The 24,140-nt window shown below is 28.3% G+C and carries 23 protein-coding genes, 2 tRNA genes and 1 other RNA gene; 3 read left to right on the top strand and 23 right to left on the bottom strand.

What is annotated here, in order from left to right:
* Nucleotides 1-16: 16 nt before the first annotated feature.
* Together rpmI and infC are read right to left on the bottom strand one after the other, a co-directional pair.
* Nucleotides 17-205, bottom strand: a complete 189-nt coding sequence (gene rpmI / locus MAG_RS02425) for a 50S ribosomal protein L35 (RefSeq protein WP_004023889.1) — start codon at nucleotides 203-205, stop codon at nucleotides 17-19.
* Complete coding sequence (gene infC / locus MAG_RS02420) at nucleotides 186-794, bottom strand: translation initiation factor IF-3 (RefSeq protein ID WP_011949644.1); 609 nt, start codon at nucleotides 792-794, stop codon at nucleotides 186-188. Before infC ends, rpmI begins: the two co-directional genes overlap by 20 nt.
* A gap of 414 nt (nucleotides 795-1,208) precedes the next feature.
* Here infC and MAG_RS02415 point away from each other — a divergent pair, with 414 nt between their 5' ends.
* The gene (locus tag MAG_RS02415) at nucleotides 1,209-1,877 is read left to right on the top strand and encodes an MAG4740 family lipoprotein (RefSeq protein ID WP_011949643.1); all 669 of its coding nucleotides are present in this window, start codon (nucleotides 1,209-1,211) and stop codon (nucleotides 1,875-1,877) included.
* 44 nt (nucleotides 1,878-1,921) lie between these two features.
* Here MAG_RS02415 and MAG_RS02410 read toward each other — a convergent pair whose 3' ends face one another.
* Genes MAG_RS02410 through MAG_RS02390 form a run of 5 tightly spaced genes read right to left on the bottom strand, consistent with a single transcriptional unit; the run spans nucleotide 1,922 to nucleotide 7,425 of the window.
* Nucleotides 1,922-2,815, bottom strand: a complete 894-nt coding sequence (locus MAG_RS02410) for a nucleotidyltransferase (protein WP_011949642.1) — start codon at nucleotides 2,813-2,815, stop codon at nucleotides 1,922-1,924.
* Nucleotides 2,816-2,848: 33 nt separating this feature from the next.
* Nucleotides 2,849-5,068 carry an OppA family ABC transporter substrate-binding lipoprotein gene (locus MAG_RS02405; RefSeq protein ID WP_011949641.1) on the bottom strand — a complete coding sequence of 740 codons (2,220 nt, stop codon included), beginning with the start codon at nucleotides 5,066-5,068 and terminating at the stop codon, nucleotides 2,849-2,851.
* Nucleotides 5,069-5,071: 3 nt separating this feature from the next.
* On the bottom strand, nucleotides 5,072-6,190 hold the full coding sequence (locus MAG_RS02400; protein ID WP_011949640.1) for an ABC transporter permease subunit: 1,119 nt from the start codon (nucleotides 6,188-6,190) through the stop codon (nucleotides 5,072-5,074).
* Nucleotides 6,191-7,126 (bottom strand): ABC transporter permease subunit, encoded by a 936-nt coding sequence (locus MAG_RS02395; protein ID WP_011949639.1) that lies wholly within the window; start codon nucleotides 7,124-7,126, stop codon nucleotides 6,191-6,193. It lies immediately after the preceding gene.
* A gap of 26 nt (nucleotides 7,127-7,152) precedes the next feature.
* Nucleotides 7,153-7,425: an HPr family phosphocarrier protein gene (locus tag MAG_RS02390; RefSeq protein ID WP_011949638.1), complete on the bottom strand. Its 273-nt coding sequence runs from the start codon at nucleotides 7,423-7,425 to the stop codon at nucleotides 7,153-7,155.
* A gap of 266 nt (nucleotides 7,426-7,691) precedes the next feature.
* Between MAG_RS02390 and MAG_RS02385 the strand changes: the two genes are divergently transcribed.
* Nucleotides 7,692-8,294, top strand: a complete 603-nt coding sequence (locus MAG_RS02385) for an FMN-dependent NADH-azoreductase (RefSeq protein ID WP_011949637.1) — start codon at nucleotides 7,692-7,694, stop codon at nucleotides 8,292-8,294.
* 100 nt (nucleotides 8,295-8,394) lie between these two features.
* Here MAG_RS02385 and MAG_RS02380 read toward each other — a convergent pair whose 3' ends face one another.
* Nucleotides 8,395-8,814 carry a transcription antitermination factor NusB gene (locus MAG_RS02380; protein WP_011949636.1) on the bottom strand — a complete coding sequence of 140 codons (420 nt, stop codon included), beginning with the start codon at nucleotides 8,812-8,814 and terminating at the stop codon, nucleotides 8,395-8,397.
* A 19-nt stretch (nucleotides 8,815-8,833) separates the two neighbouring features.
* A complete protein-coding gene (locus MAG_RS02375; RefSeq protein ID WP_011949635.1) occupies nucleotides 8,834-9,793 on the bottom strand; it encodes a hypothetical protein in 960 nt (319 codons plus the stop codon).
* A 44-nt stretch (nucleotides 9,794-9,837) separates the two neighbouring features.
* Between MAG_RS02375 and MAG_RS02370 the strand changes: the two genes are divergently transcribed.
* Nucleotides 9,838-11,409, top strand: a complete 1,572-nt coding sequence (locus MAG_RS02370; RefSeq protein WP_011949634.1) for a phospho-sugar mutase — start codon at nucleotides 9,838-9,840, stop codon at nucleotides 11,407-11,409.
* A 25-nt stretch (nucleotides 11,410-11,434) separates the two neighbouring features.
* Here MAG_RS02370 and MAG_RS02365 read toward each other — a convergent pair whose 3' ends face one another.
* The 14 genes from MAG_RS02365 to holA all read right to left on the bottom strand — a co-directional run bounded on the left by MAG_RS02365 (nucleotide 11,435) and on the right by holA (nucleotide 24,119).
* Nucleotides 11,435-12,319 carry an aromatic motif membrane protein gene (locus tag MAG_RS02365; protein WP_011949633.1) on the bottom strand — a complete coding sequence of 295 codons (885 nt, stop codon included), beginning with the start codon at nucleotides 12,317-12,319 and terminating at the stop codon, nucleotides 11,435-11,437.
* On the bottom strand, nucleotides 12,309-13,199 hold the full coding sequence (locus tag MAG_RS02360) for an aromatic motif membrane protein (protein ID WP_011949632.1): 891 nt from the start codon (nucleotides 13,197-13,199) through the stop codon (nucleotides 12,309-12,311). The genes MAG_RS02365 and MAG_RS02360 overlap by 11 nt, the downstream gene beginning before the upstream one ends.
* Nucleotides 13,189-14,325: an aromatic motif membrane protein gene (locus tag MAG_RS02355; RefSeq protein ID WP_011949631.1), complete on the bottom strand. Its 1,137-nt coding sequence runs from the start codon at nucleotides 14,323-14,325 to the stop codon at nucleotides 13,189-13,191. The genes MAG_RS02360 and MAG_RS02355 overlap by 11 nt, the downstream gene beginning before the upstream one ends.
* Before the next feature lie 75 nt (nucleotides 14,326-14,400).
* Nucleotides 14,401-15,105, bottom strand: coding sequence for an ABC transporter ATP-binding protein (locus MAG_RS02350; RefSeq protein ID WP_011949630.1), 705 nt, complete (start codon nucleotides 15,103-15,105; stop codon nucleotides 14,401-14,403).
* Between the two features lie 2 nt (nucleotides 15,106-15,107).
* Complete coding sequence (locus tag MAG_RS02345) at nucleotides 15,108-16,973, bottom strand: ABC transporter permease (protein ID WP_011949629.1); 1,866 nt, start codon at nucleotides 16,971-16,973, stop codon at nucleotides 15,108-15,110.
* A 245-nt stretch (nucleotides 16,974-17,218) separates the two neighbouring features.
* A complete protein-coding gene (locus MAG_RS02340) occupies nucleotides 17,219-19,957 on the bottom strand; it encodes a cation-translocating P-type ATPase (RefSeq protein ID WP_011949628.1) in 2,739 nt (912 codons plus the stop codon).
* Nucleotides 19,958-20,063: 106 nt separating this feature from the next.
* Nucleotides 20,064-20,156 (bottom strand) — tRNA-Ser (locus tag MAG_RS02335).
* Between the two features lie 189 nt (nucleotides 20,157-20,345).
* Nucleotides 20,346-21,233: a UTP--glucose-1-phosphate uridylyltransferase gene (locus tag MAG_RS02330; protein WP_011949627.1), complete on the bottom strand. Its 888-nt coding sequence runs from the start codon at nucleotides 21,231-21,233 to the stop codon at nucleotides 20,346-20,348.
* Nucleotides 21,217-21,567, bottom strand: coding sequence for a cupin domain-containing protein (locus MAG_RS03980; RefSeq protein WP_011949626.1), 351 nt, complete (start codon nucleotides 21,565-21,567; stop codon nucleotides 21,217-21,219). The genes MAG_RS02330 and MAG_RS03980 overlap by 17 nt, the downstream gene beginning before the upstream one ends.
* Before the next feature lie 84 nt (nucleotides 21,568-21,651).
* Nucleotides 21,652-21,728 (bottom strand) — tRNA-Ile (locus MAG_RS02320).
* A 62-nt stretch (nucleotides 21,729-21,790) separates the two neighbouring features.
* Nucleotides 21,791-22,198, bottom strand: a complete 408-nt coding sequence (gene rpsI / locus MAG_RS02315; RefSeq protein WP_011949625.1) for a 30S ribosomal protein S9 — start codon at nucleotides 22,196-22,198, stop codon at nucleotides 21,791-21,793.
* A gap of 1 nt (nucleotide 22,199) precedes the next feature.
* Complete coding sequence (gene rplM, locus MAG_RS02310) at nucleotides 22,200-22,634, bottom strand: 50S ribosomal protein L13 (RefSeq protein ID WP_011949624.1); 435 nt, start codon at nucleotides 22,632-22,634, stop codon at nucleotides 22,200-22,202.
* A 219-nt stretch (nucleotides 22,635-22,853) separates the two neighbouring features.
* An RNA gene (gene rnpB / locus MAG_RS03975) (RNase P RNA component class B) lies at nucleotides 22,854-23,135 on the bottom strand.
* Between the two features lie 6 nt (nucleotides 23,136-23,141).
* Nucleotides 23,142-24,119 (bottom strand): DNA polymerase III subunit delta, encoded by a 978-nt coding sequence (gene holA / locus MAG_RS02305; protein ID WP_011949623.1) that lies wholly within the window; start codon nucleotides 24,117-24,119, stop codon nucleotides 23,142-23,144.
* Nucleotides 24,120-24,140 lie beyond the last annotated feature (21 nt).

Here is a 24,140-nt window from a genome sequence, read left to right as displayed (position 1 = left end):
TCTTAATAAAAAATTATTAAATTAATGCCTTGAATCTCTTTAGATCAGAACTGTGCATTTGCGCAGATTTACGAGATTGACGTTTTTGTTTTGTGGTTTTATTTTGGGCTAAATGTGAACGATAAGCTTGCTCACGGATAACTTTACCAGTTGCTGTTACTTTAATTCTTTTTTTAAGAGCGCTTTTAGTCTTCATCTTTGGCATCTTTTGCTCCTTTATCATCATCAGAATCTTTTGAATTTGAATCAGATGATTTATTTTCAACTATGTTATGTTCTCTTTTGTATTTATTAACTTTGACCTTATTAGGTTGGAGATACATATCAAGAAAACGCTCGCCAATTATTTCAGGTTCCTTTGTTTTTTCAGCTACAGCCTCTACTAATTCATAAAATTTATTCATCATAGTGTAGCCTAATTCAGGTCTAGTTATTTCACGACCTCTAAATTTCAAACTAACCTTGATTCTGTCGCCATCTAATAAGAACTCAAATGCTTTTCTAGCTTTAGTTTTTAAATCATGATCACCAGTCATAGCTGTTAATCTAATTTGACGATTTTGAATTATTGTTTGTTTTTCTTTAGCAGCCTTTTGCTTCTTTTTACGTTCATATTTAAACTTACCATAGTCTAAAATTCTGGCAATTGGCTTTGGCTCAACAGCAATTAAAACTAAATCCATTTTGCTGTCTTTGGCTATTTCAATGGCTTCAAAGGTATTTTTAACGCCTATTTTTTCACCATCAGCACCGATTAAGAACACTTTTTGAAAAGGTATGTTTTCATTAATCATGTGTTCTTGTTCAGGCTTCTTTATTTTCTTGAAATTTTGTATAATAACTCCTTAGTTTTTTGATAAAAATTAAACATAAAAATAAAGTGATTCTCATCACTTCTATCTACAAAAAACATCATTGATATTTTTAATTGTAGCTAGAACCCAAGGCTATGGCCATCAGGTGAGAATTTAATCTACTTCTGCAATTAAATATTGCTATAGTATTTTAACATAAACATCATAATTTTTGATAGCAAAATAACAGATTTTTTCTTAGCTAAATTACCGTCATAAAACTACATCTTAAGTCTTAATTAAAGAGTGTATAATAAGCTGCTTAAAACTAACAAGCATTAAATTTTGTAATAAAATATAAGAATTGTAGAATTTGGTATATGATACTTAATCATAGGAAAAAAAGGAGCTTTTATGAATAGAAAATTAGTCAATTCATTTATAGCTGGTGGTTTATCAATTTCATTAGTTTTTGCTTCTGCACAATGTGGAAAATTAAATGAATTTAAATCTGAAGATGCAGCAAAGTTTAATAAAGGATTCAGAAATAAAGCTATTGCCAAAATTAATAGTATTTTTGATAAAGAAAAGCATGCATACTCGCTTAGTCAAATGCTTAAATTTGAAGACGATACTAACAAATGAATTTTCGGAAATGACAAAGTGGATTTTGAAATTAAATCTGAAATATCAAATGTTTTTATTTTAAATTCAGAATCCTTGAATGAATTTAAGAAAAAAAATATTAAAGAGCCTAAAAACATTGATAAGAAAAAACTTGCTAAACTAGAAAAAAAGGCTCAAGATGAACATAAAAAAGAAGTCAAAGCCTTTGATAAAGAATTTAGCATAGTAAAATTAGTTATTCTTGAAAACATCTTCAAAATTTTTGAACAAAAATTTAATGAAATTTCAAAAAATGAAGCCAAACAAAAAGCACATGCTAAGCAAATTAAAAAGTTAGATGATGCAATTAAGGAATTAAAAGCAAATCTTAAGGGCGAAGGCGATAAAGTCTCTGCATATGAAAAAATTTTAACAAGTGAAAACTGAGGATCACTTTTAACATTAATCAAGGCATAAATAATCTAAAAACCAATAGCGCTATAAAACAAGGCTATTGGTTTTTATAATTCATGCAGTACTCAAGCAATAATTCTTTTGATTCTTGAGGATGTATACCGTTTTGAAGTGCACTTTTCAACAAAAGAATCATAGTCAGGCTGTTCTATATTTTTTATTATTAAGTTTTCTAGCCCTTCAGAAACAACGGGAAAGTCTTTGATTTTTTCTTTGTTATTTAACACTTTTGTTTGAAATGTTTTGTATAAAGATGCAACTGATTTAGGAGTTCTCTTAAACTTCATTGGCGAAAAATTAGATATATCTTTTCTTTCAAAAATCATTTTTCTCAACGATGATGCTGAAGCATATATGTCATTAGTTTGTTCAGAATGAAAACCAACATTTCTTTCTATTGAATACGGAATAATAGGCAAATTATTGTTAATAATTGTTTTGATATATTCAAAAGACAAAATGTCGTTTGGCATAATAAAATTATGGCCAAACAATATGTTTATTGCCATTGAAGAAGCTTTAGGAAAACTAATTTTTTCCTTTTTTTGCAGTGTTTTAACTAATTGATAAAATTCTTTTTCTTTTTCTTTTAGTCCTTTAGCAACTGCAATCATTAATTCGACATTATTTGACTCTGAGCCAAAAACTAACTTGTCAATTTCCCCTTTTTTATACAGTTTCATAACTGCATTATGAGCAAATACATGAGCAGCTTGCACTGTTTCTTTAAAGCTAAGCTTTAGCACTTTGTCGACTCCATATTTTTTAGCAATTCTAGCACGCTTTGAAAATGAAGCTACTGCTAGCTCTCCTCTTTGGGTAAATTTATCACTCATTACTACAATAATTTTTTCATTTGGGAATTTATTCTTTATTCACTTAATTTGCCTAATATGACCATTGTGAAAAGGATTATATTCAACAACTATGCCAACAGCCATTTTATCCTTTCAGGCTATAAATCAGCCTTTTAGTTAAAAAACAATAATGTCTTGATAATATGTAAAACCAGCATCGTTAAGTGGTTTTGTGTAGAAATATTGAACAATTATCTTTTCATAATCATTTGTAAAAAGATAATTTGTTTCATTTTGCCTTACAATCAAAAGATCGTCAACTGATCTAAGTAAAGCAAATTGTTCAGTTTTATTAAACTGTGAATTTATTTTGTTAATAAATTCTGATTTAAATGTATTTATATCTTTAGAATAAGTATTTAGTAGAGAGCTTAAATTAAGGGATTTATCACTACTTAATATGCTAGCTGCTCAATTTTGGCTTATCAACTCTTTTAAAATTTTGTCAATTTTTAATATCTCATCATAAAAAGGAGGTTTATTCATCTTTTTGTAATAATAATGCTGTAAAACAGCAATATTAGTCAAAATTGATGAGTTTTCTAGATTCAGCAAAGCAAACAAATTTTCTGCATAAGAATTATTTACCAGTGCATAAGAATTATATGAATAAAGATAGTTTGATTCATCTGAGCTCAAATATTTATATGATGGGTTTAGCCTACTATCTAATGCTTTTATAAATGAAATTAATTTTTGATAATAATTATCTATTCTGAGTGATTTTTGACTAAAAACAGGTATCACTCATTCAATTTTTTGATTCTGAAGTTCCCTATTTTCTTCATAAAATTTATCCAATAGTTTCTTCATCAAATCTTTAAACAAGCTTCAATTGCTGGTTTTAAGTTGCTCATTAATATCTAATATTTTGCTTCCATTGTATGAATCATTTTTTAGATCAAAGTTATTGTTTAAAAAATCAGAAAATTCAATTGTTTTTGTTTTAAACTCACCATCACTATAATAGTTAAATCTTATTCTATTGATGTCATTAATTAAATTAAACAAGTAATCACCACTGTTACTTTCAGTGTCAAAATATAGCGACTGAGGCATAAATGAGTTTCAATAAGTATTATTTCCTAGCAGTTTAGTTGCTGTATATTGATTCATTAAATTATTAATAATGCTTAAAAATGTCAATGATCTAGGAGAATAAAGATTTATAAAGCTGTTTCTGTTTAAGCCTGTTTTATAGGTATTAAAAACAAGTTTAGAAAATGCATCATTAGCCATAAAATCTTTGTTTAGGTTGTAGTTATAGAAGTATTTGTTGACATTCTCATTGCTTTTTTTAGTAAAAGCAAATGAAAGTCCGTAAATTTTAGGGTTATTTTCAATGTCTTCTTTTTGAGTATCATTAAATAAATTGTAACTAGCTTCTGAAATAAGGTTTTGTCTATAAGCATTATAGGTTTGCAGCCTATAAGTTGGCTCATCGATCGGAACTGGATTGAACTTTAGTATTACTTTTTTTAAAGTTTTTTCATCCTTAACAAATGATTGCTTGGCATAAAAATTATTTTTTATATAAACTGCTTTATCTATTCCAAAGCTATTTACTACATATGGGCTGGCAAATAAGGCGCTATTATCATTTGCATCAGCTGAAAATAGCGGCATAAAAATCATATTGTTAGTTAATACTTTTGTTACAAAATGATCCATCTTGCCATTAGCATTATTAGATTTTACAAATGTAAGTGGTGCATCAGCTTTAAGTTGTTCTATTCCATATTCACTTGTAATGTTTTGCAACTCACCGAAATTATTTTTATAATTATAAGAGCTTCAGTAATGCTCATTTTTGACTAATATCCCTGTTTTATTGCCATTTTTGTCAACAAAATGTATTCCATCCTTAAGAATAAAATCCACTTTTTTAGCACTTTTTAAATGTTTAATAAATAACGGATTGTTAATGTTTCCTTCTTCATCTGTTGTGACATTCACAATGCCAGTATCACTAAGTTTTGAATATGGCTTGACTGAATCTTTAGAGTATTCAACAACTTTGCCATCTAAAAGTGTTATGTTTATCTTTTGGGCTAATTCAAATTCTAAATATTTGTTAGTCACACTGAAAAACTTTTTATTAAGGTTGTCAAATTTTGCTTTTCCTGAGGTTTTTCACCTAATTAAAGGAGCACTAAGTAGTGATTCATGATCAGTTTCTATTGACTTATTACTGTTAGTTATAACGCTTTTGATGTAATTAGGTTCATTTATTGATTTGATATATTCAAATCTACTTCTGTCATTTCTTATATTACAGCTAAGTGCTAGTGAAGGAAGAGCAACAATTGGTAAAAGTGACAAGATTTTTTTACTCATACATTACTCCCTTACTCTTGAATTTCTATACATTACAATGCTAAAAATTTTGTTAATAATTATGAAAAGACTGGTAATTACAATAACAAATAAAGTGTAGCCAATGTTCGATAAGTCTGCAATTAAGTCTTTAAATATATTGCCAATGTTTAATGATTCCTCAACATTTTTAATATTAAAGAATGACAGAGCTGCTAAAACAAGCATATTTAGTGATAAGTTATCTGAAAAAAGAGTTAAATTAAGCCAAATATTTTCTACAAAAATTATGTGCATTAATATTCACATTGGTGAAGCTCCAAATGAACGGTACGCAAATATAAATTCTTTATTTTTTAAGTCCAATGTGTTTGCATATGCAATGTAGAAAAAGCTAATTGATCCAAATATACTTATAATTGCAAGCGCATTAGCATAACTATAGCCAACAACTTTAAAAAGCAAAATGTTTATTATTAAAAATGGAAAAATGTTTATTGAACTAAAAAGATAATAGCTTATTTTACTTGTAGTTTTATTAGAATAAAAGCCAATGATTGAACCTAAAAATGTTCCAATTAAGCATTGAAAAATAATTGCTAAAATAGAGAGAGAAATTGTTACCAAAAATGAGTAAACAAAAAAGCTGAATCTGTCTATTCTAAAGGCATTAGTGCCAAAAAGGAAGTAATAATTTTTTCCTGATAAAGATTTTATTAAAGCATAAGGGTCATATTCAAGAATGACATAATCATTTACATTTAAGGTGCTTTTAATTATTGCATGGTGCAAATCATTATTTTCCCTAATGATCTGTAAAACAGGACTATCAGTAAAAAATTTTCTACTAGTAATTGGGCTATAATAATTTGGTAAATTAGTTGCTAGTTCACTATCTAAAACTGGTTTATAAGGTGAGTAATTAAGCACAAAAGCAATTGATGATATACATATTATTAGCAAAATAAAAGACAAAAATAAAAAGAGTCAAAAATAATTAATCTTTTTAGCAAAAAATCTATTCCAAAACAGTTGAAAATTGCTTTTGTAATTTGCTACTTTAGCAATTTGTTTTTTACTTTTAGTCAATGAAAAGGATTCTTTAGATTCATTGGCCAAAAGCAAGTTGTTAGAGCTACTCATCTAAAGGTCTCCTTTTGCTACTTTTATTGGTCTACGAAACCTTATTCTAAAATTAAAGTTATTTTCAACTTTTAAAACGTCATAAATTATTTCATTAATAGCTGAGAATACAAATATCACAAATGCTTTATAAAACACTAAACACATTAAAACATTAATTTCTCCATTAGCAAAAGCAGAGGTTAAAATTAAGCTTTGTCCTGGTATTTGGAAAATTCTTTCCATAATTATGCCTAAGCTAATAATAAAAATTAAAACAGCAAGAATTCTATTAATTGTTTCAATGATTAAATTTTTCAATATGCCTATAAAAAAGACTTTTTGGTTACTCAAGCCCAAGGTTTTTAAAACCTTTATATAATCTTTACTAAGTATATTAAGCATAGCGTTTTTGACTACTATTGCAAAAAATGACACAGTTATTATTAATATTATCGAAACAGGCAAAAGCAATGATAAAAGCATGTAACCAACATTTATTGAATCAGCAGAAACAAAATTTACTGGCAAGTCTGTGAATTCTGCCAAAATCATCATTAATGGGGCTAAAACAATGGCAGGAATGGAAGCAAAAATAAAAATAAGAAGGCTAATTACTGTATCAGTTAGCTTTCCGTTTTTATAGGCAAGCAATATGCCTAATAAATATCCAAAAACTATGCTTAAAATAAAAGCAATAGTTTCAAAGAGCAAACTGTATTTAAAATAGTATCTAAAGTACTCTAATGCATTATTAAAGCTGCTAGAGTTATAAACTTGTCCAAAATTAGAAAAAATAGAACCTAAGAAAAGTAAAAAATGCTTACTCAAAGGCTCGTTATTGAATTTATCATTGGCAATGAATTGAGACAAAAGCACATAAAATGATAATGTTATAAGAAAAATACCTATGAAGGCAAAAAGTATTTTCTTGAATGCATATTTGTAAAAATTCATTGCAATCTTTCTACAATGAAGATTGACTATTTAATAATTTTGTTGTCTTTTAGAACTTCAAGAATTCCAGTAGACGCAACTTCTTCATCATCTCCATTAAATTTGATTGTAATTGAGTCATTTTGCTTAACACCAAGTGTTAAAACGTTCATTAGTGACTTTAAATTGGCTGTTCTGTTGCTTTTATTATTAGTAATAAGAATATCACACTTATATTTTGAAGCTTCAGCTGTTATATAGCTAGCTGGTCTAGCGTGTAGGCCAATAGGGTCAATTACTGTAGCTGTTAATTCCTTCATAATAATGCTCCCGCTATTTATTTTTTATTGTTAAATATTTAAATTATACACAAAATTAAGCATCATAATTTTTATATAAAGATTATGGAAATAGTAATAAAATGTAAATATTTACATACCTAATTTGACTTCTATCGCTATAAAACAATGTAATTAGGCTAAATTTGTATGTTAATTTTCTTAAATAATGCAAATATAAAATGAATGTTATATCTATGTAGAAAACCTTATATAATAAGAAACATATAAAACTTGGAGGTTGATACATGGCAAAACCAAAAAAAATTCTTTCAATTATGGCTTCACCAAACAATCCATCGCTATCATCAGCTGCTAACGTTAAGGTTGCTGAATTGCTCAGAAAAAAATATCCTAATAGTGAGTTTACATTAGTTGATTTAAACAATACACCATTTGCAACAAACTCTCTTACTGTTCCATCTAAACCAACATTTTGAACTGAAACTGAATCAGATTACTGAATTGACAAGCTTAAGGAAATTGATATTTTAATTCTTTCTACTCCAATGATTAACTTTAACTACTCAGGAGCACTAAAAAACTTTATCGATTCAATTTGTGTTGCTGATAAATCTTTTACATATAAATATGTAACAAAAGGAGCTTCAAGAGGATTAATCGACAAGCTAAAAGTTATTATTGTTGCTACTCAAGGGGCACCAAAAGGATGATATTTATTTGGCGACCATGTTAGAAACTTAAAAGGAACATTTAAGTTTTTAGGAGCTAAAAAAATTAATTCATTATTAATTGATGGCACAAAAGTTGCTCCTAAAAACAAGATGAGCTTTAGTGAAATATTAGCTGAATTAGAAGATCAAATGAATGAATTAGTTGAAAAATACTAATTAACTAGCTGGCAAAACAATTTGTTTAAGCCTGTTTTATAGGGAAAACTGGAAACTGTAATAAAAAAGCTAAGAGCAAAAACTTAGCTTTTTTAATTTTTTATTTTTCTTTGCTTTCAATTGCTTCATTAATCACAAAATATTTGTATATATTTTGCAAAAGAGCATTAACTAGTTTGTAAAAGTTTGCTTCTTGTTCATAAAATGATTTTGTTATTTCAACAGCCTCGTTTATCACAATTTTGGGGCTAATTGACAAAAGTTCATGAGTTGCGTTAAGTAAAATTGCTCTAATTAATGCTGGAAGTTTAGTTCAAGCTGTGTTTTGATTTAAAAATTTTAGAATAGTTTTTTGATAGTAGTCATAATTTAGGCTAATTAGTTCTAATTGCTTAAATTGTTCGTTATCAATATCACTTTCATCAGAGAATATTTGGCTAGGCAAAAGCTTTGCTTCTAGAAGTTCATACTTATATAGAACATTAATTACGCCAAGGCGGTATTCTCTTCTTGATTTCATTTCTAACTCTTTCAAAAAACTAATATGAAACTTGTTTTCTCTCACCTACATATTTATCACAAAGCAGGCTAACTACAGGATAAATTGCAGATAATACAAATGTATAAATTGGAATATTAACCATTGATTTAACAATAATTGGAATAGCAAATGTTACATATTTATCAGCATATCCTCAATTTTTGTTGTCAATGTAATTTCTATATTGGATATAAAGAATTGGCCCAAATATTCAACGGTAAATTACTTGAATAAATGTAACAATACTAAATATTAAAAGGTAATCTAAAAACTTAGGGTTTTTACTCTTTAAATAGAACGAAACTAATGTAATAACAGTAACTAATGAAAGAGATAAATAAATAATAATGCCAATTAAGGTCAATAAATAAGGATATTCAATTGTTTTATCTTTTATTTTCTTTTCATAGTTAGCAAAACTAATTCCAGTGCTTCCGTCTTCAAGCTTAACAATGTTTTGCGTATAGATGTAAATCATTGTTGCCATTGCCGAAATAATAACTACAAATGGAATAATTAAGCGTGCTATTACTGATGATTTAAACAAAGCAAAGTAAATAGCACTTAAAAAGGCTATTATTGCAGGAACTAATTGGTATGTCCAGTATCATAAACCAATTCTTCCCGTCAATAACAGTGCTAAGACATCGGCTATAACACCTAAAAAAGCTCCTTTAATTGGTCCAAGTATTATTCCGTACAATATACAGAATAATATTTCAGCCTTAATAAGTTTGCTTAAGCCGACAAAATACAATATTGATGATGTTACTAAAAATAAGCTAATAACTAAGCCAGAAATTGCAAGCTCCATTACTGTAAAACGAAATGGTTTTTCAAACAGAGCTTTAATATTTGAGATAAATTTACTTTCCTTTTTTTCAACAGGTTTTTCAATAAGTCAATCTGTTGCAGTTGCAACAGATTTTAATTCTTTGCTACTATATATACCCTCCATAGTAAATTTATAATACCACAATATTAAATTTGTATAATATAAACATGAATAAATTAGAGTTTGGAACTGCTGGAATCCGTGGAAAAATAGGATCAGGAGTCGAGAATTTAAATATAGCTCATGTTAGAAGAATAATGCATGGGTATGCTAAATATTTACTAAACAAGTATGCTAAGCAAGAAATTAAAATAGTTATTGGAAGAGATAATAGAAGAAAGTCATATAGTTTTGCACTTTGCAGTGCACAAATATTAGATTCATATGGAATTAAGGTTTACTTTTCTAAAAATATTTGCCCTACACCTTTTGTTAGCTATTCAATTATGCACTATAAAGCGCATGGGGGCATTAATATAACGGCTAGTCATAATCCAAAAGAGTACAATGGAATTAAACTTTATAATGAATCTGCTTTTCAAATGCTTCCTGAAGAAATTCAAGAAGTTTCTAGCTATTTTGATGATTATGAAAAGTACCTAGAGCCCTATAAAACAGTCAAAAGCATCAAAAAGTCTGAGTTTAATAATTTAGAATTTATTTCAGAAAAAGTTAAAGATAAATACCTAAATTCAGTTGCACAAATAGCAAATAATTTAGATAAATCTGTAAATTTAAATCCAGAAAATATTAAAGTAGTTTACTCACCATTACACGGAACAGGTTCTAAATTTGTCCCAAAATTATTCAAAAAATTATTTTCTGAATCAGCTTATGACATAAATGAAAGCATCTTTTATGTTAAAGAACACATGAAAATTGATGCAAATTTTAAATATGTTCAATATCCTAATCCTGAAAAGCATTCAGCCTATGAATTATTAATAAAATTAGGCAAGCAAAAAGATGCAGACATTTTATTAATGAGCGACCCTGATAGTGATAGAGTTGGGCTAGCAGTTAAGCATAGTGATGAATACAGAATTTTAAATGGTAATGAAACTGCAATAATAGTTTTTAAATTCTTGCTAGATTTAGTCAAAAGTACTATAAAACAGCCTAATAATCATTATATTGTTTACTCTTTTGTTTCAACTAACATTCCTGAAATATTGGCTTTATCAGAAGGGATTAAATCAGTAGTGGTGCCTACTGGGTTTAAATGAATAGGCAAAATAATCAATGAGTTTTCTAATGAAGGCAAAAAATTTATGTTTGCCTTTGAAGAAAGTTATGGATCATTAATTGATGAAAATCTTTCAAGAGATAAAGATGCATTGCAATCAATTGCAATACTGACTAAAATGGCTTCTTACTACAAAAAGCAAAATAAAACTTTAATCGACATACTTAATGAAGTTTATGAAACAGTCGGTTATGTTGCCAGTGAAAATATTGAAATTGAGGTTGATGAAAGTACTGATTTAGCTTTATTGCAAGAAAAATTTAAGAATTTAAATTTTGAAAACAAAATAATTGAGGACTTTAATTTAAAATCAAGCTTTATGAAGTCAAACATGATTCAAATTAAGTTTAAAAACGATAATTCTTGATTAGCGCTAAGACCATCAGGAACTGAGCCTAAAATTAAGTTTTATGTCTTTGCTTTTGATAAAACAATTGACTTAGCACAGCAAAAATTAAACAAGTTTAAAGAAACGATAAAGTCTATTCTATAGGAAAATAAAAAAATTAAGGGCTGCCTTAATTTTTATTATTTTTTAAATCTACATCAATCAATGTAGCTCTTAGAGGGTCTCCGCCATATTCTTCATTAAAAAGTGTTTTAAATGGCGAATGATTATCATTATAATGAATTAATTCAGCTTTTACATACTTATTAAGATCGAAATTTTTAATTTCAGTGTCATTATTTAAGACTCCAGGATAAAAGTATGTGTAAGTGTATACTGAGACATTAGCAGGCTTAGTCATGTCTTTTTTATCTTTTGTTAAATCAACACGCAAGATATTGCCATCTTTTAATAATAAGTAGACATTTTCTTCATTGGTTTCTTGATTTTTCTTGCCAATTATATATTTAGCAACGTCATTTGTTTTTGGTTTATGAAATGCACCAAGTTCAACACTACTTTTTTGTGCATCAATATTAGCCTTTTCATGCACTGCTTTAAATTGGTCAGATACATCATAAAGAACAAAAACAAATCTATCTAAGTTATATAAGAATCATAATCAATTTTTCTTATAAGCTTCATCAAGCTTTGAATCTAACACTTCAATAGGATAAGCATCACCCTTGCCATATGAATCATTCGATCCATAGCTACTTACAATGTTGTTTTTGTAGCCTAAATATGACTTTATGTCTTTTAAGTAATCTAGATTGATATTTCTTTGTTCTTCAACATACTTATCTTTTAATTCTTTGTTATTTCCATATGCTTTATTTAAAATAGCTTGGACATAGTCATAATTTAAGAAAGCATCTCAGCTTTTGTTATGGTTATCATTTTTTATTAAATTTGTTTCACTATTACTTTGTTTATTAGTACATGAAACTGATGAAAGTGCAATTAGTGGAAAAGAAGAAGGTATTATGTAACTAAAATATTTTTTATTTTTCATCATTTCCCCCTTCTTTTAATGTCAAGGTTGATAAGAAAGGATAATTATAATTTTTCTTCACTAAATCTTCTTCAAAGCTTTCATAGCCCTTTGGGTCTTTATGATATATTGCTGAGTGGATTATGTCTGAAATAAATTTCATAGATATTTTGTTGTCTCTAGAATACAAGCTAAAATGGATGAATTTGTCTATTTTAAAAGGGTATTGGGCATCTTTTGATATAACAACCCTAATAATAAGTTTGTCTTTTTTAATGTATATAACTTTTTTACCAGGAGTATGAGCTGACTCACCACCTTGAATTAAAGAATCAAGATTTTTGTTAACAAATGAAAAACTATCTATGCCAGGGTTTTGATCTTTGCTTTTATTTAGAAATTCTGGAGAATGCTCAGCATTGCCAGTTTTTTCTAAAGTTCAAACTTCAAAAGGTCTAACTGCAAATTTGTCAATATTTTTAAGCATAAACAATCAATTTTTAGAGTAAAAATTATTTAATTCTTCTTTGTGGTTTTTCACAATTTCTAAATGACCATGGCCAGGCTTTTGATTTTTTCCTTTTCTAACAAAATAAGGAACTTTCTTGCTTAATTCTTTAATTTCACTAAATAGCTTTTTCTCATCTTCTTGAGACTTGACATATTCATTTTTCTTAACAATGTCATCTTCGAAAGTTAATGATAGAAGGCTTTTTATTATATTTTCAGTAACTACTTCTTTGTTGCTAAGCACTTGTGGGATGATGTCATATTCTTTTGGAATATGTTGTAAAAGATTTGATGAAGTAGATAAATTAGATGTTTTTATACATGAAACTGTAGAGACTGTAACAGGCATAATTACTAGTGGAGATATTAATACAAATTTTCTACTTTTCATAATCAATATTCCTCATTGTAAATCTATAGATTGACAAATTATCCTTATTTATAGTATTTATAGCATCAACAAAATGTGAGTTATATTGATGCTTAGCATGAAACTCGAAGAATTTTTTATCACCTTTTGATTTTAAAAATTCTGTTAATACCTTATTTATGTCAATGCTATGCGATTCAGTTGCGCGAAGTAATCTAGATTCACCTTCTTCATTGGCTTCAGTATTTGCATCATTATCATCATTAGCATAATCTTCTGCTTCACCAATTTTTTCTTCAATATCATCTAATAAATCTTTTTCACGTTTACTATTTATTTCATTCTCAAGTGCCAAAATTTGTTCTTCAAGAGTTGCTGATTCTTTGAAGAGTAATAAGTCAGTCAAAATTTGCAATTTTGGTTTGCCGTCTTCTAAATATTTCAACACTTTTATAGCTTTATTAGTGTCAAAAATTAAGTACCATGATTCAATTTGACTAATTGAATTTTGCACATAAGATTTAGGATCAATATTTTTGTACTTATCCTTGTTTTTATCTACTCATTTTTTAATAATTGATGAAGCATCAGGAAACTTATATTTAAAAATTGCTTCTGGCTTTTTATTTTTGATATTAGTTGTTCATGAACCAAGCTCATTATGAACTTTTTCAAAAAGTTCTTTTTCTCCTTCAAATGTTTTATACAAATCATTATATGGAGAAAAAATAAATCAAAAATGATCAAGATTGTTTAAAACTCAATACCAATCCTGCGACAAATGCTTTTGTATTGCATCTTTAGCTTTATTTATAATTCTTGAATAATGACTACTTCCATCAGAAGCTTTATTTGAAATAAAAATTGGGTAATATGTAAATGAATACTCTAGTTCTTTGAAAAGTGCATTAGATCTGTTTTCTTGAAAAGAGACATAATTTTTACGTAAATCATCATTATTGTTAGTATAAAAATTAAGCATTTCATTCACAATAGGATTTTTATACAATTTGTCTATTTTGGGTGCTAAATTGTTGTTATTATCAGTGCTATTAGTATTTTTATTATGATTGCTTGCGGCAATTATAAGAGGTATAGGTGGTATGAAAGCAATAGCAGCAAACAACATAAATTTAGATTTTTTCATACTAATCCTTTACATTATTTAATTTATGTCTAGCACTATAAAACAGGCACAAAATGCATAATTGGAAATATTGAACTAAGCGTTAATAACTTTTTCATAAAACAATGTCTCCAAATGGCCTTTTTTAGCCCCAGAATAGATTATGTTCCCATTGTGTATAAGAGTTACTGAATTGACATATTTATCAATTTCAGATAAAACGTGCGAGCTAATTAAAATTGCTATGCCATCATTTTCATTTAAGTTTTTTAATAATGAAAAAAGTTCATATCTAGCAGTAGGATCTAAGTTAGCAGCCGGTTCATCCAAAATTAATAATTTAGGATCATGCAATAATGCTTGAATAAGTAATACTTTTTTCTTTTGACCTGATGAAAAGTTGTAAGGTTTATCGTTTTCAAGATCTTCAATGTTAAATAATTTTAAAAACTTCTTAATTTTTAAATCTGCCTGTTTTTTAGGTATATTCGACAAAATAGAAAAGTTATATAAATATTGATAAACACTTAATTCTTTTGGAAAAATTGCATTTTCAGGCACATAGCCAATAATCGACTTAACGCTAGCATCTTTTATGTTTTTGCCATAAATTAATATTTGGCCTGAATAATTTGGATATGCTCCGATTATTGATTTAATTGTGGTTGTTTTACCAGCGCCATTTTCGCCAATAAATGCATGAAAGTCGCCAGAGTTTACAGTTATATTAACGTTTTTAATGCCTCTTTTAGTTTTGCTAAAGACTTTAGTCAAATCAATTACTTCTAAAACTTTATCCATAATTATTTGTACTCCTTCTTTCTATACAAGGCAAAAACTGAAGCAAATAGAACTCCGTTTAAAATAATTCAAATTGGAATATAGGCATTTTTATTAACAATTTGGCTACTTCTGTTTATCGCAAAAACCTTATCTGCTGATTGGAAAAGATAATTATTTTCACTAGGATCTAGTTCATATCTTATTTTTATTTTGGCATTTTCAATGCCGCCATTAGCACCTTTTTTTCCAACAGGGACAACTGTTTTAACAAATATTTTGAATCCACCTATTTTATAGTCTTGTCCGAGAATATTAATTGTGTATTGGAAGTCTCCAAAAGATTCTTTAGTATCAGGGTTTTTTAGCATTGCTTCATATATTTTGGTTTCTGGATAATTAAAATATATGTAGTTTAAAAGAGCTACTGTGAAGTAAATTCTTTTTTCAAAAATAGATTTTATTTTATTTTGTTTCAATGCATTTTCATCAAAAATTGTTACATTGGCATTATTGTATTTATTAATTCCACTGGCATTATCAATATCATCATTATTGATGTATTTGCTAATTTCAGTCATTAATAACTTATTTATTTCAACTAAATTGTCATTTTGAACAATTTTTGCTTTGAATTTTTCAACAAAGTTTTTAGCTATTAGATTAAATCTTTCATCTCTAAGAGCTTCATAAATATATTTTCACTTAATTCTGCCAACTAAATTGCTTCCCTCATCACTGAAATTAGCATCATCTTCAAAAAATTCAATATTTGGATCATCAGAACCGACACGAGCATAAAGAATGTCATGGTTAACAACTTCAATATTGCTTCCATATGCATCTTTTAAACTATTATTAGACTTTAGCACACCAGGGACAATGTATTTAGGCGTATTATTTTTATCAGAAGTAATATATTTCTTTAAATTGACATTTGTGTCTAATTTATAGTTATATGTGACATCATCAAGCTCATTGTAATACACATAATTATCTAAGTTAGAAAACTTTTTGACTGATGCTGATTCAAAAACGTTTTTGTTTTTGAAGTTGAAGATATCAATTAATTGATATGGTACTGAAAGTCATGAATATGCTTGTCATTCAGCGCTAGATTTATTAGAAAGTTTCATAACTTCCTGCAAATATTTAACTTGCTCTTCTGAAAAGCCTTTATTATCAGCTCCGTTTGAAATAAGCAAAAGTTCATCTTTTTTATTATTTAAATAAAAAGGTTCTATATTTGCCTCATTGCCAGAAGCGTGATATTGATATGGTCTATTAATAAAGTGCGCTGCATTATTAATATTTGAAGCAGAGTTAGCTGAAATTAATGAACCGCCTAATGCTAAAGGAATAAAGAGCGCAATAGGAATAGTCATTGCAATTTTTTGGCTTAATTTATAGCAAATTAAGGCTGTAAATAGACCAAAAAGTAAATATGTCATTAAGCTAACAAAGAAAAATAATAATGAAGCTAAAAAGAATTGTTTAATTTCATAAACTGCATAAAGACCAAATAGTGCAGCAACAAACATTATTAATGATCATAGAAGACCAAAATAAATTAATGCTAGCAGTTTGCCTAAAATTAAATTATTTCTAGAAATAGGCTTAGATAAAGTGATTATTTCTAGTCCTTCACTATCAAAGTCTTTGAAGATATTTAAAGCTTTAATAGATGAAAAAATAACTGTTGCTGATGCACTTATGAAAATAAATATATAGGCTGAAAGTAAATGGTAGTTTTCGCCTACTGCAAATTTATAAACTAATCCAATAATTAGTGAAAATACCAAAATTAGTATAGGCAAAATGAATGTACTAATTTTTCTAAAGACAATGTTAAAAGCAAACCTGGAGTATTTAAAAGCAGATGTGCTCATTATTTCTCCTTATGTTTAATAAATTAAACATAGTTATAAAATAAATTCATAACCTGTTTTTTAATTGATTTTATTATTGTGTGAATTGCCTATATGAATAAAAATTATTAGTTAATAATAACTATTAATAATTTCTATTAATATTTTATTACAAATTATGTTTTTATAAATAATTTTAGTTTTGAAAGAGGCAATAAAAAAATGAAATAAGACTTATTTCATTGATTTATAGTAGTTTATGAATTTTATGCAAAGGCAAATTTTGGCCTATGTTTAGTTTTCATAATCAGTTTTTTAAGCTCAAAACAGATGGTATTAACAAAAGCTAAAGGTAGTGATCAAGCTAAGAGAATACCATTATCAAAAGTTAAAAGGTGTTCATACATTCTAAATACTTTAGCTAATTCAGGAACAAAGGCTACTAAAATAACTGATAATGAGCTAAATGATATTGCCGCATAAACATGTCAGTACTTTTTCACACTTGTTTTAAAAATGCTGTTGTCATTAATTAAATTTATAGCATTAATTGAAGTTGCCACACCCATTGTTACAAATGCACAAGTTGAAGCAATAGTTAATAAGTTAAGACCATTATTAATGAGATTACTGTGAAAATGGATAGTATACAAAGCGCCAGCAGTATATGATAAAAGTGACATTAAACTTATAACTAGGGACTGTCATAATAAATTAATACCCATGCCACGAGCAAAAATGCTTTCATTTTTACTAAATGGTGGCCTATTCATTACATTAATTTCTGAATCAATTAAACCAAGGGCAATAGCAGGAAGGCCATGAGTTAGAAGATTAATTCAAAGTAGTTGTGATGCGCTAAAAACATAAAATTCATTATCTGAAAAGTATTGTTTAAAGGCATAGTAGAATGCTATTAGTCCAATAAGCATTACAATTACTTCAGTAACTGATGAAATTAATAGGTTCATAATCACGGTTTTGACTTTGTCATAAATTTGTCTACCGTTTTTAACTGATCTAACAATAGTGTTAAAGTTATCATCAGTTAGAATAAAATCAGCTGACTGTTTTGCTACATCAGTGCCAGTTATACCCATTGCGCAGCCAATATCACTGGCTTTAAGTGCTGGAGCATCATTAACTCCATCACCAGTCATAGCAACTACTTTGTCATATGATTGTCATGCTTTGACTATTCTTAGTTTATCACTAGGATTTACTCTTGAATAAACAGCAATTTTTTGCACATTATTTCTTAATTTATCATCATCTCAGTCTTTTAATTCTGAGCCATCAAGACATATATCATCGCCATTAGGGTCGTATATACCTAAAGTTGTTGCAATTGACTTGGCAGTTATTAAGTTATCACCTGTAATCATTACAACTTTTATTCCTGCATTTTGCGCTTCTAGAACGCTTTTTGCTACATTAGCACGTGGTGGATCAATCATTGCAACTAGCCCAATAAATGTTAAGTTATCTTCATCCTCAAAGTTAATAGAATCATCACTAATATTCTTTTTAGCAAAAGCTAAAACTCTGTATGACTTAGCAGCCCAGTCGTTATTAATTTGCATAATTTCATCTTTATTTATATTATTGCATTTACTAATAACAACATCTGGCGCACCCTTAGTTATCATAATTTTATTTTTATCTTTGTCTTTGACTAAAACAGACATCATTTTTCTATCACTATCAAAAGGTAGAGTACTAATGATATTATTATTTTTAAGCAATTCTTGCTTTGTGACACTATGTTTTAGTGCATAAAGAAGAAGTCCGGTTTCAGTTGGATCGCCAATTTCTTTTATTTCTTCATTATCAATATTTAAGTATGCATCATTGCAAAAGCAAAGTGAGTTTAGTAGCTCATTAAAATCAATGCCGCTTGTTTCTAAGTTGTCCAAAAAGCCTTTTTTATGGAGGTATAGGTCAACAACAGTCATTTTATTTTCAGTTAAAGTGCCTGTTTTGTCAGTGCAAATTATGTTTGCTGAACCTAATGTTTCGACTGCTAAAAGATTTTTAACTAAGCCCTTTTCCTTGCTTATTTTTGAAACGCCAATTGATAAAATCACTGTTGTAAAAGCAATCAATCCTTCCGGTATTGCAGCAACAGCTAAAGAGATACCAGTAATTAATGAATTAGTATAAACATCAGGCTTATTTCATACTCCGCTAGAAACATTATTAAAAATTATTTGCAACAGCATACTTACGAAAAGTAAAATAATGCCTGAATAACCAAATCATTTGCTTAATTTATTTAATTTTGTTTGCAAAGGTGTCAAATTTTTCTTTTGATTTTGTAAACTCGTATTTATTTGACCTATTTGAGTCTTAACTCCCACATTTTCAACAATATAAGAGGCCTTACCATTTGAAACAAATGTTCCAGAGTAAACTAAATGTTTATTTTCTGCTAAAGTTTTATCATCAGTAGCATCTCAATTTGCACATTTTAATACAGCTTCACTTTCACCAGTCAAACTGCTTTCAATTGCATAGAAATTAGATGAATTAACTAGTCTTCCATCAGCATTTATAGTATCACCAGCAGACAAAAGCACTAAATCACCAACAACCAATTCATTAGCTGGAATGCTTATCACTTCATTGTTTCTTATGACAGTCGAATTTGATATAGTTTTGCTTTCTAATGCCCTCACAGCCTGGTCGCTTTTGACTTCTTGATATGCACCAATAGCACTGTTTAATAGTATTACAAGCATAATTATGGCAGGTTCAACATAGCCAATTATTGTTTGTGTGCTAGTTCTACTTCCTTTTAAGTGTTCATAAATTGCTAGGCTAACGCTTATTACTGCTGCTATTATTAGCAAAATAACCATTGGGTCAATAAATTGTTTAAAATAAGCCACTATTGGGTTAATTTTCTTGCTTTTTTTCAAAATATTTTCACCATGTTTTTGTGAACTCAAGGCGACTTGTTCATCACTAAGTCCATTATATTTTTGTGCTTCTTCTCATTTCATATTGAGTACCTCTTATTTAGTATTAAAATAATACATTAAATGCAAAAAATATAACTAATATACTAGCCATAACAATTGATTATTTTTAAAAATAAAATAAAAAAAATGGCGGGGAAGAGAGGGTTCGAACCTCCGCGGGTGTTTTATCACCCCTAACGCGTTAGCAATGCGTCCTCTTCACCAACTTGAGTACTTCCCCACGCAATTGGCTTTTTCATTATAGCAAAATTATTTAATATCAAAAAAATATTTATGTAGCCTTTTTATTATTTTGTTATGTGATAATAAAGACTTATAAAAATAAAAATCTAAAGCTTAGAGCTTCAGCATATTGTTTGTTTTGATTAGCTATTTTATGCCCTATATGACTGTTTTATAGAGTTGAAGGTTATTTTTCTGCTTTTTTAGAAATATACTCAGCAACATCTTCTTTAAGCTCAGCATCATCCAAAGCATAATCAATATTTGCTTGGATAAAGCCTTTAACTGAACCTAAATCATATCTAGTGCCCTCAAATTCAAAGGCATAAATATCCTGTTTATAATCTTTTTGTAGCTTTTCAAAAGCATCAACTACTTGTATTTCATTAATGCCATCATATTCAATTTTGCTTAATATATCTAATATTTCGCTATTAAAAACATATCTGCCTAAAATTGCTTTATGACTCGGCGCTTCACTTAATTTTGGTTTTTCTACAGCACCTTTAATTTTAAAAAACTTATTATCTTTTTCAGATTCATTTAAAGGCGAAACAATGCCATATTTTGATACATCACTATCACATACAGACTGCACACCTAGGATGTTTGAGCCTGTTTTATAGTAAAATTCAATCAATTGCTTAATTGCAGGAGTTTTTGATTTTATTAAATCATCGCCTAATATAATTGCAAAAGGCTCATCTTTAATTTCATCTTTAGCACACGCTAAAGCATGACCTAGTCCATTTTGTGACACTTGAATAACAATTTTAATTAAGCCATTTTTATTAGTAGCTTGCACTTTTTTTAATAAAGATAACTTGTTTTTTGAAGTTAACTCATTTTCTAAATTACTGTTAATTTCAAAGTACTTAGCTATATCTTTTTTTCTTTCGCTGATTATCAAAATTATTTCTTCAATCCCAGATGCAAGAGCTTCATCAACAAGAAGACTAATTAATGGAGTATCTAGAATAGGCAAAAGTTCCTTATGAATAACCTTTGTTAATGGCAAAAATCTAGTGCCTCAGCCTGCTGCAGGAATAATTAGTTTTCTAACTTTTTTGCTCATTTTGCTCCTTAGAATGTATTGAAATTCAAATAGCATCACCTGAAGTTGAAAGAATTTTATGCTTGCTGTTCTTTTTAATAAAAAGACAATCGCCAGCTTGCATATTTATTTTTTTATGACTATCATCAAGCAATGAAGCAGAACCTTGGATTAGAATTGCCAATTCGTCAGTTTGTGCATTAATTAGTCAGTCAGTTGAAGCTGAATTTGAATAAATTAATTCAATCTTACAGTTGCCTAACTGAGCAATATCATAAAATTTTTCACAGCCCAAAATTGGTTTAATTAAATTGTTAGAAAATATATTATTGATTAATTTTACATTAGTATCCATATTTATAAATATTATCATTTTCAAGTAAATAAATAAGCAAGCAAATAAAAAAATGGCAAAGCCATTTTGGTCACTTAAATGAAATGGTGCGAACGAATGGACTTGAACCATCGACCTCACGATTATCAGTCGTGTGCTCTAACCAGCTGAGCTACGCACGCATAATCTCGCCATAATATTATAATGGCGAATTGAATAAAGTTAATGATATTTTTGCAAAAAGTTAACGTTTTGAGAATTGACGAGCACGACGTGCTTTGTTAAGACCAGGTTTTTTACGTTCTACACTACGTGCATCACGAGTTAGCATACCAGCCGGTTTAAGTTTTGCCCTATATGTATCGCTTGCTAATAATAAAGCTCTAGCAATACCTAATCTTATAGCTCCAGCTTGTCCCTTAAGTCCACCACCACGAACATTAACTAAGATATCGAATTGACCTTTTGTTTCAGTTAATACTAAAGGTTGTTCAGCATCTTGAATGTGCAAGTCAGAAAGTAAGTAATTTTTTGCTTCACGATTATTAATTGTGAATTTACCTGAACCAGGTCTAAGAATAACTCTAGCAGTTGATGACTTACGACGACCTAAGCCTCTATATTCAACTATTGATGATTTAGCATTTGCCATATTATCTTACCTCTAGTCTTTCTGGCTTTTGTGCAGCATATTTGTGTTCAGAGCCAGCTACAACAAAAAGATTTCTTCTTTGTTTGTTTCCTAATTTGGTGTGTGGAAGCATACCGTAGATTGCTTTTTCAACGATTGCGGTAGGTTTTTTAGCTCTTAATTTAGCAGCAGTAATGCTTTTTAGTCCACCTGGGTAACCTGAGTGGTGGTAGTAAACCTTATCTTCTTCTTTTTTAGCTGTAAAAATAGCTTTTTCAGCATTTATAATGATTACATAATCGCCCATATCAGCATTAGGAGTGAATGTAGGTTTTGTTTTGCCTCTAAGAACAGAAGCCACAAAAGCAGCTAAACGACCAACTACTTGGTTTTCAGCATCAACAACAAATCACTTCTTATTAGCTTTTTCACGATTAACAATTGTAGTTTGTCTCATGTGCATCTCCTTTTCTGTATGTTAACTATTGCAATTAGTAAATAGCCTTTTTATTATATATTAAATTAAATATTTTAAAAGATAATTTTTGTTTTTTTAAATATAAGCAAAATTAAAAATATTGGCATAAAAAATAACTCATTTTAAGAGTTAAAAAATTATACAAGAATAGTTGTAAAATGAGTATAAAAAAACTCTTGCAAATGCAAGAATTTTTACATCTATAAGCCACGTTCTGTTCCATAAATTAATATGGCGCTAACAATTTATCTAACCAAGATAATCTTGATTCTTTCCTAGATTCATTTATCATCAGAAAGTTCCCCTACCAGAATTTGGGTTTCTAGCTCATGGAGTTTACCCGTTTCACTATTCTCGTCTCTGTGGCACTAGTCGTCAAAGCCTGATTTTATTAGAATCAGCATGAACACTACAATCATCGCAGATTGTGCTAGCGTGGACTTTCCTCTACTAATAATTTAGCAGCTGTTAGCCGATGTTTTTAAATTATACTCTAATAGGCCAATTAAAATAAGTAATCAAAAACCTTTCGAAGCCAATTTTTTCGCTAACTAAGCCATTTTTTACATCTTTATCCAATTTAGATAGTGAAAGAATCATTTTTTTAATTTTATTTATGCCTACTTTGCTTAAAAAGTAACTTATTTTTTTAATTCTGTAGCTATTAATTCTTAAATCTTTACTTAGTTGATCAATGCTAAGTTGACAAACTTTATATGCATATATTTGATGAGCAATTATAAATATTTGGCTAATTTGCCCAATTAGCACGCTTATTTCTACCCCTTCTAGCATTTTTTCTTTATATCTAGCTCAAATTATGCCTAAATCATTAGTTTCTAAAGCGTTGCTAAAAGCAAAAATATCTTCACCAAGCAATGTTTCGGTGCTGCTTTCAATTATTTCAGGAGTAATAATGCTATTTAAATTTGAAAGTTTTTTTAATTCACTATTTAGCATTAATGAATCATTATTAACTTTACTTATTAATAATTTAATAGCTTCATCACTGATATGGATGTTGTATCTATTAGCTAAAGATTTAGCAAGCGAAAATAAATTAGATTCAGACATTTCTTTAGCTTCAATCATTTTTACTTTATGTTCGTTATTTTCAAAAATAAATTTAGTTCAAATATTAACTGCAATTTTATCTTTTGAAAATATATTTTGATTTATAAAAACAAACTTATCTTGCTTATTTATTTTAAGCGCATTAATTAAGTCTTTTACATTGTCTGATTCATCTTTAAATGTGGCTTTTTCAAAAAAGTCTAAGTTATAAATTAAGAATAGTTTTGCACCAGAAAATAAACTATTTGCGCTAGCTGAAGAAATTAAATCGCTAACTAAAGCTTGGTCATCAAAACGAAAAATTTCAATAGTTTTATCACTATTTTCCTTTTTAATTTTCTCAACTTCTTGTTCAATTAAAAACTTTTCAGAGCCACAAATAAATATCATATTAATTATTATATTTTAAAA

Origin of the sequence: Mycoplasmopsis agalactiae PG2 (assembly GCF_000063605.1) — a bacterium.
Lineage (GTDB): Bacteria > Bacillota_I > Bacilli_A > Mycoplasmatales > Metamycoplasmataceae > Mycoplasmopsis > Mycoplasmopsis agalactiae.
This window is presented reverse-complemented; position numbering and strand designations above follow the sequence as displayed.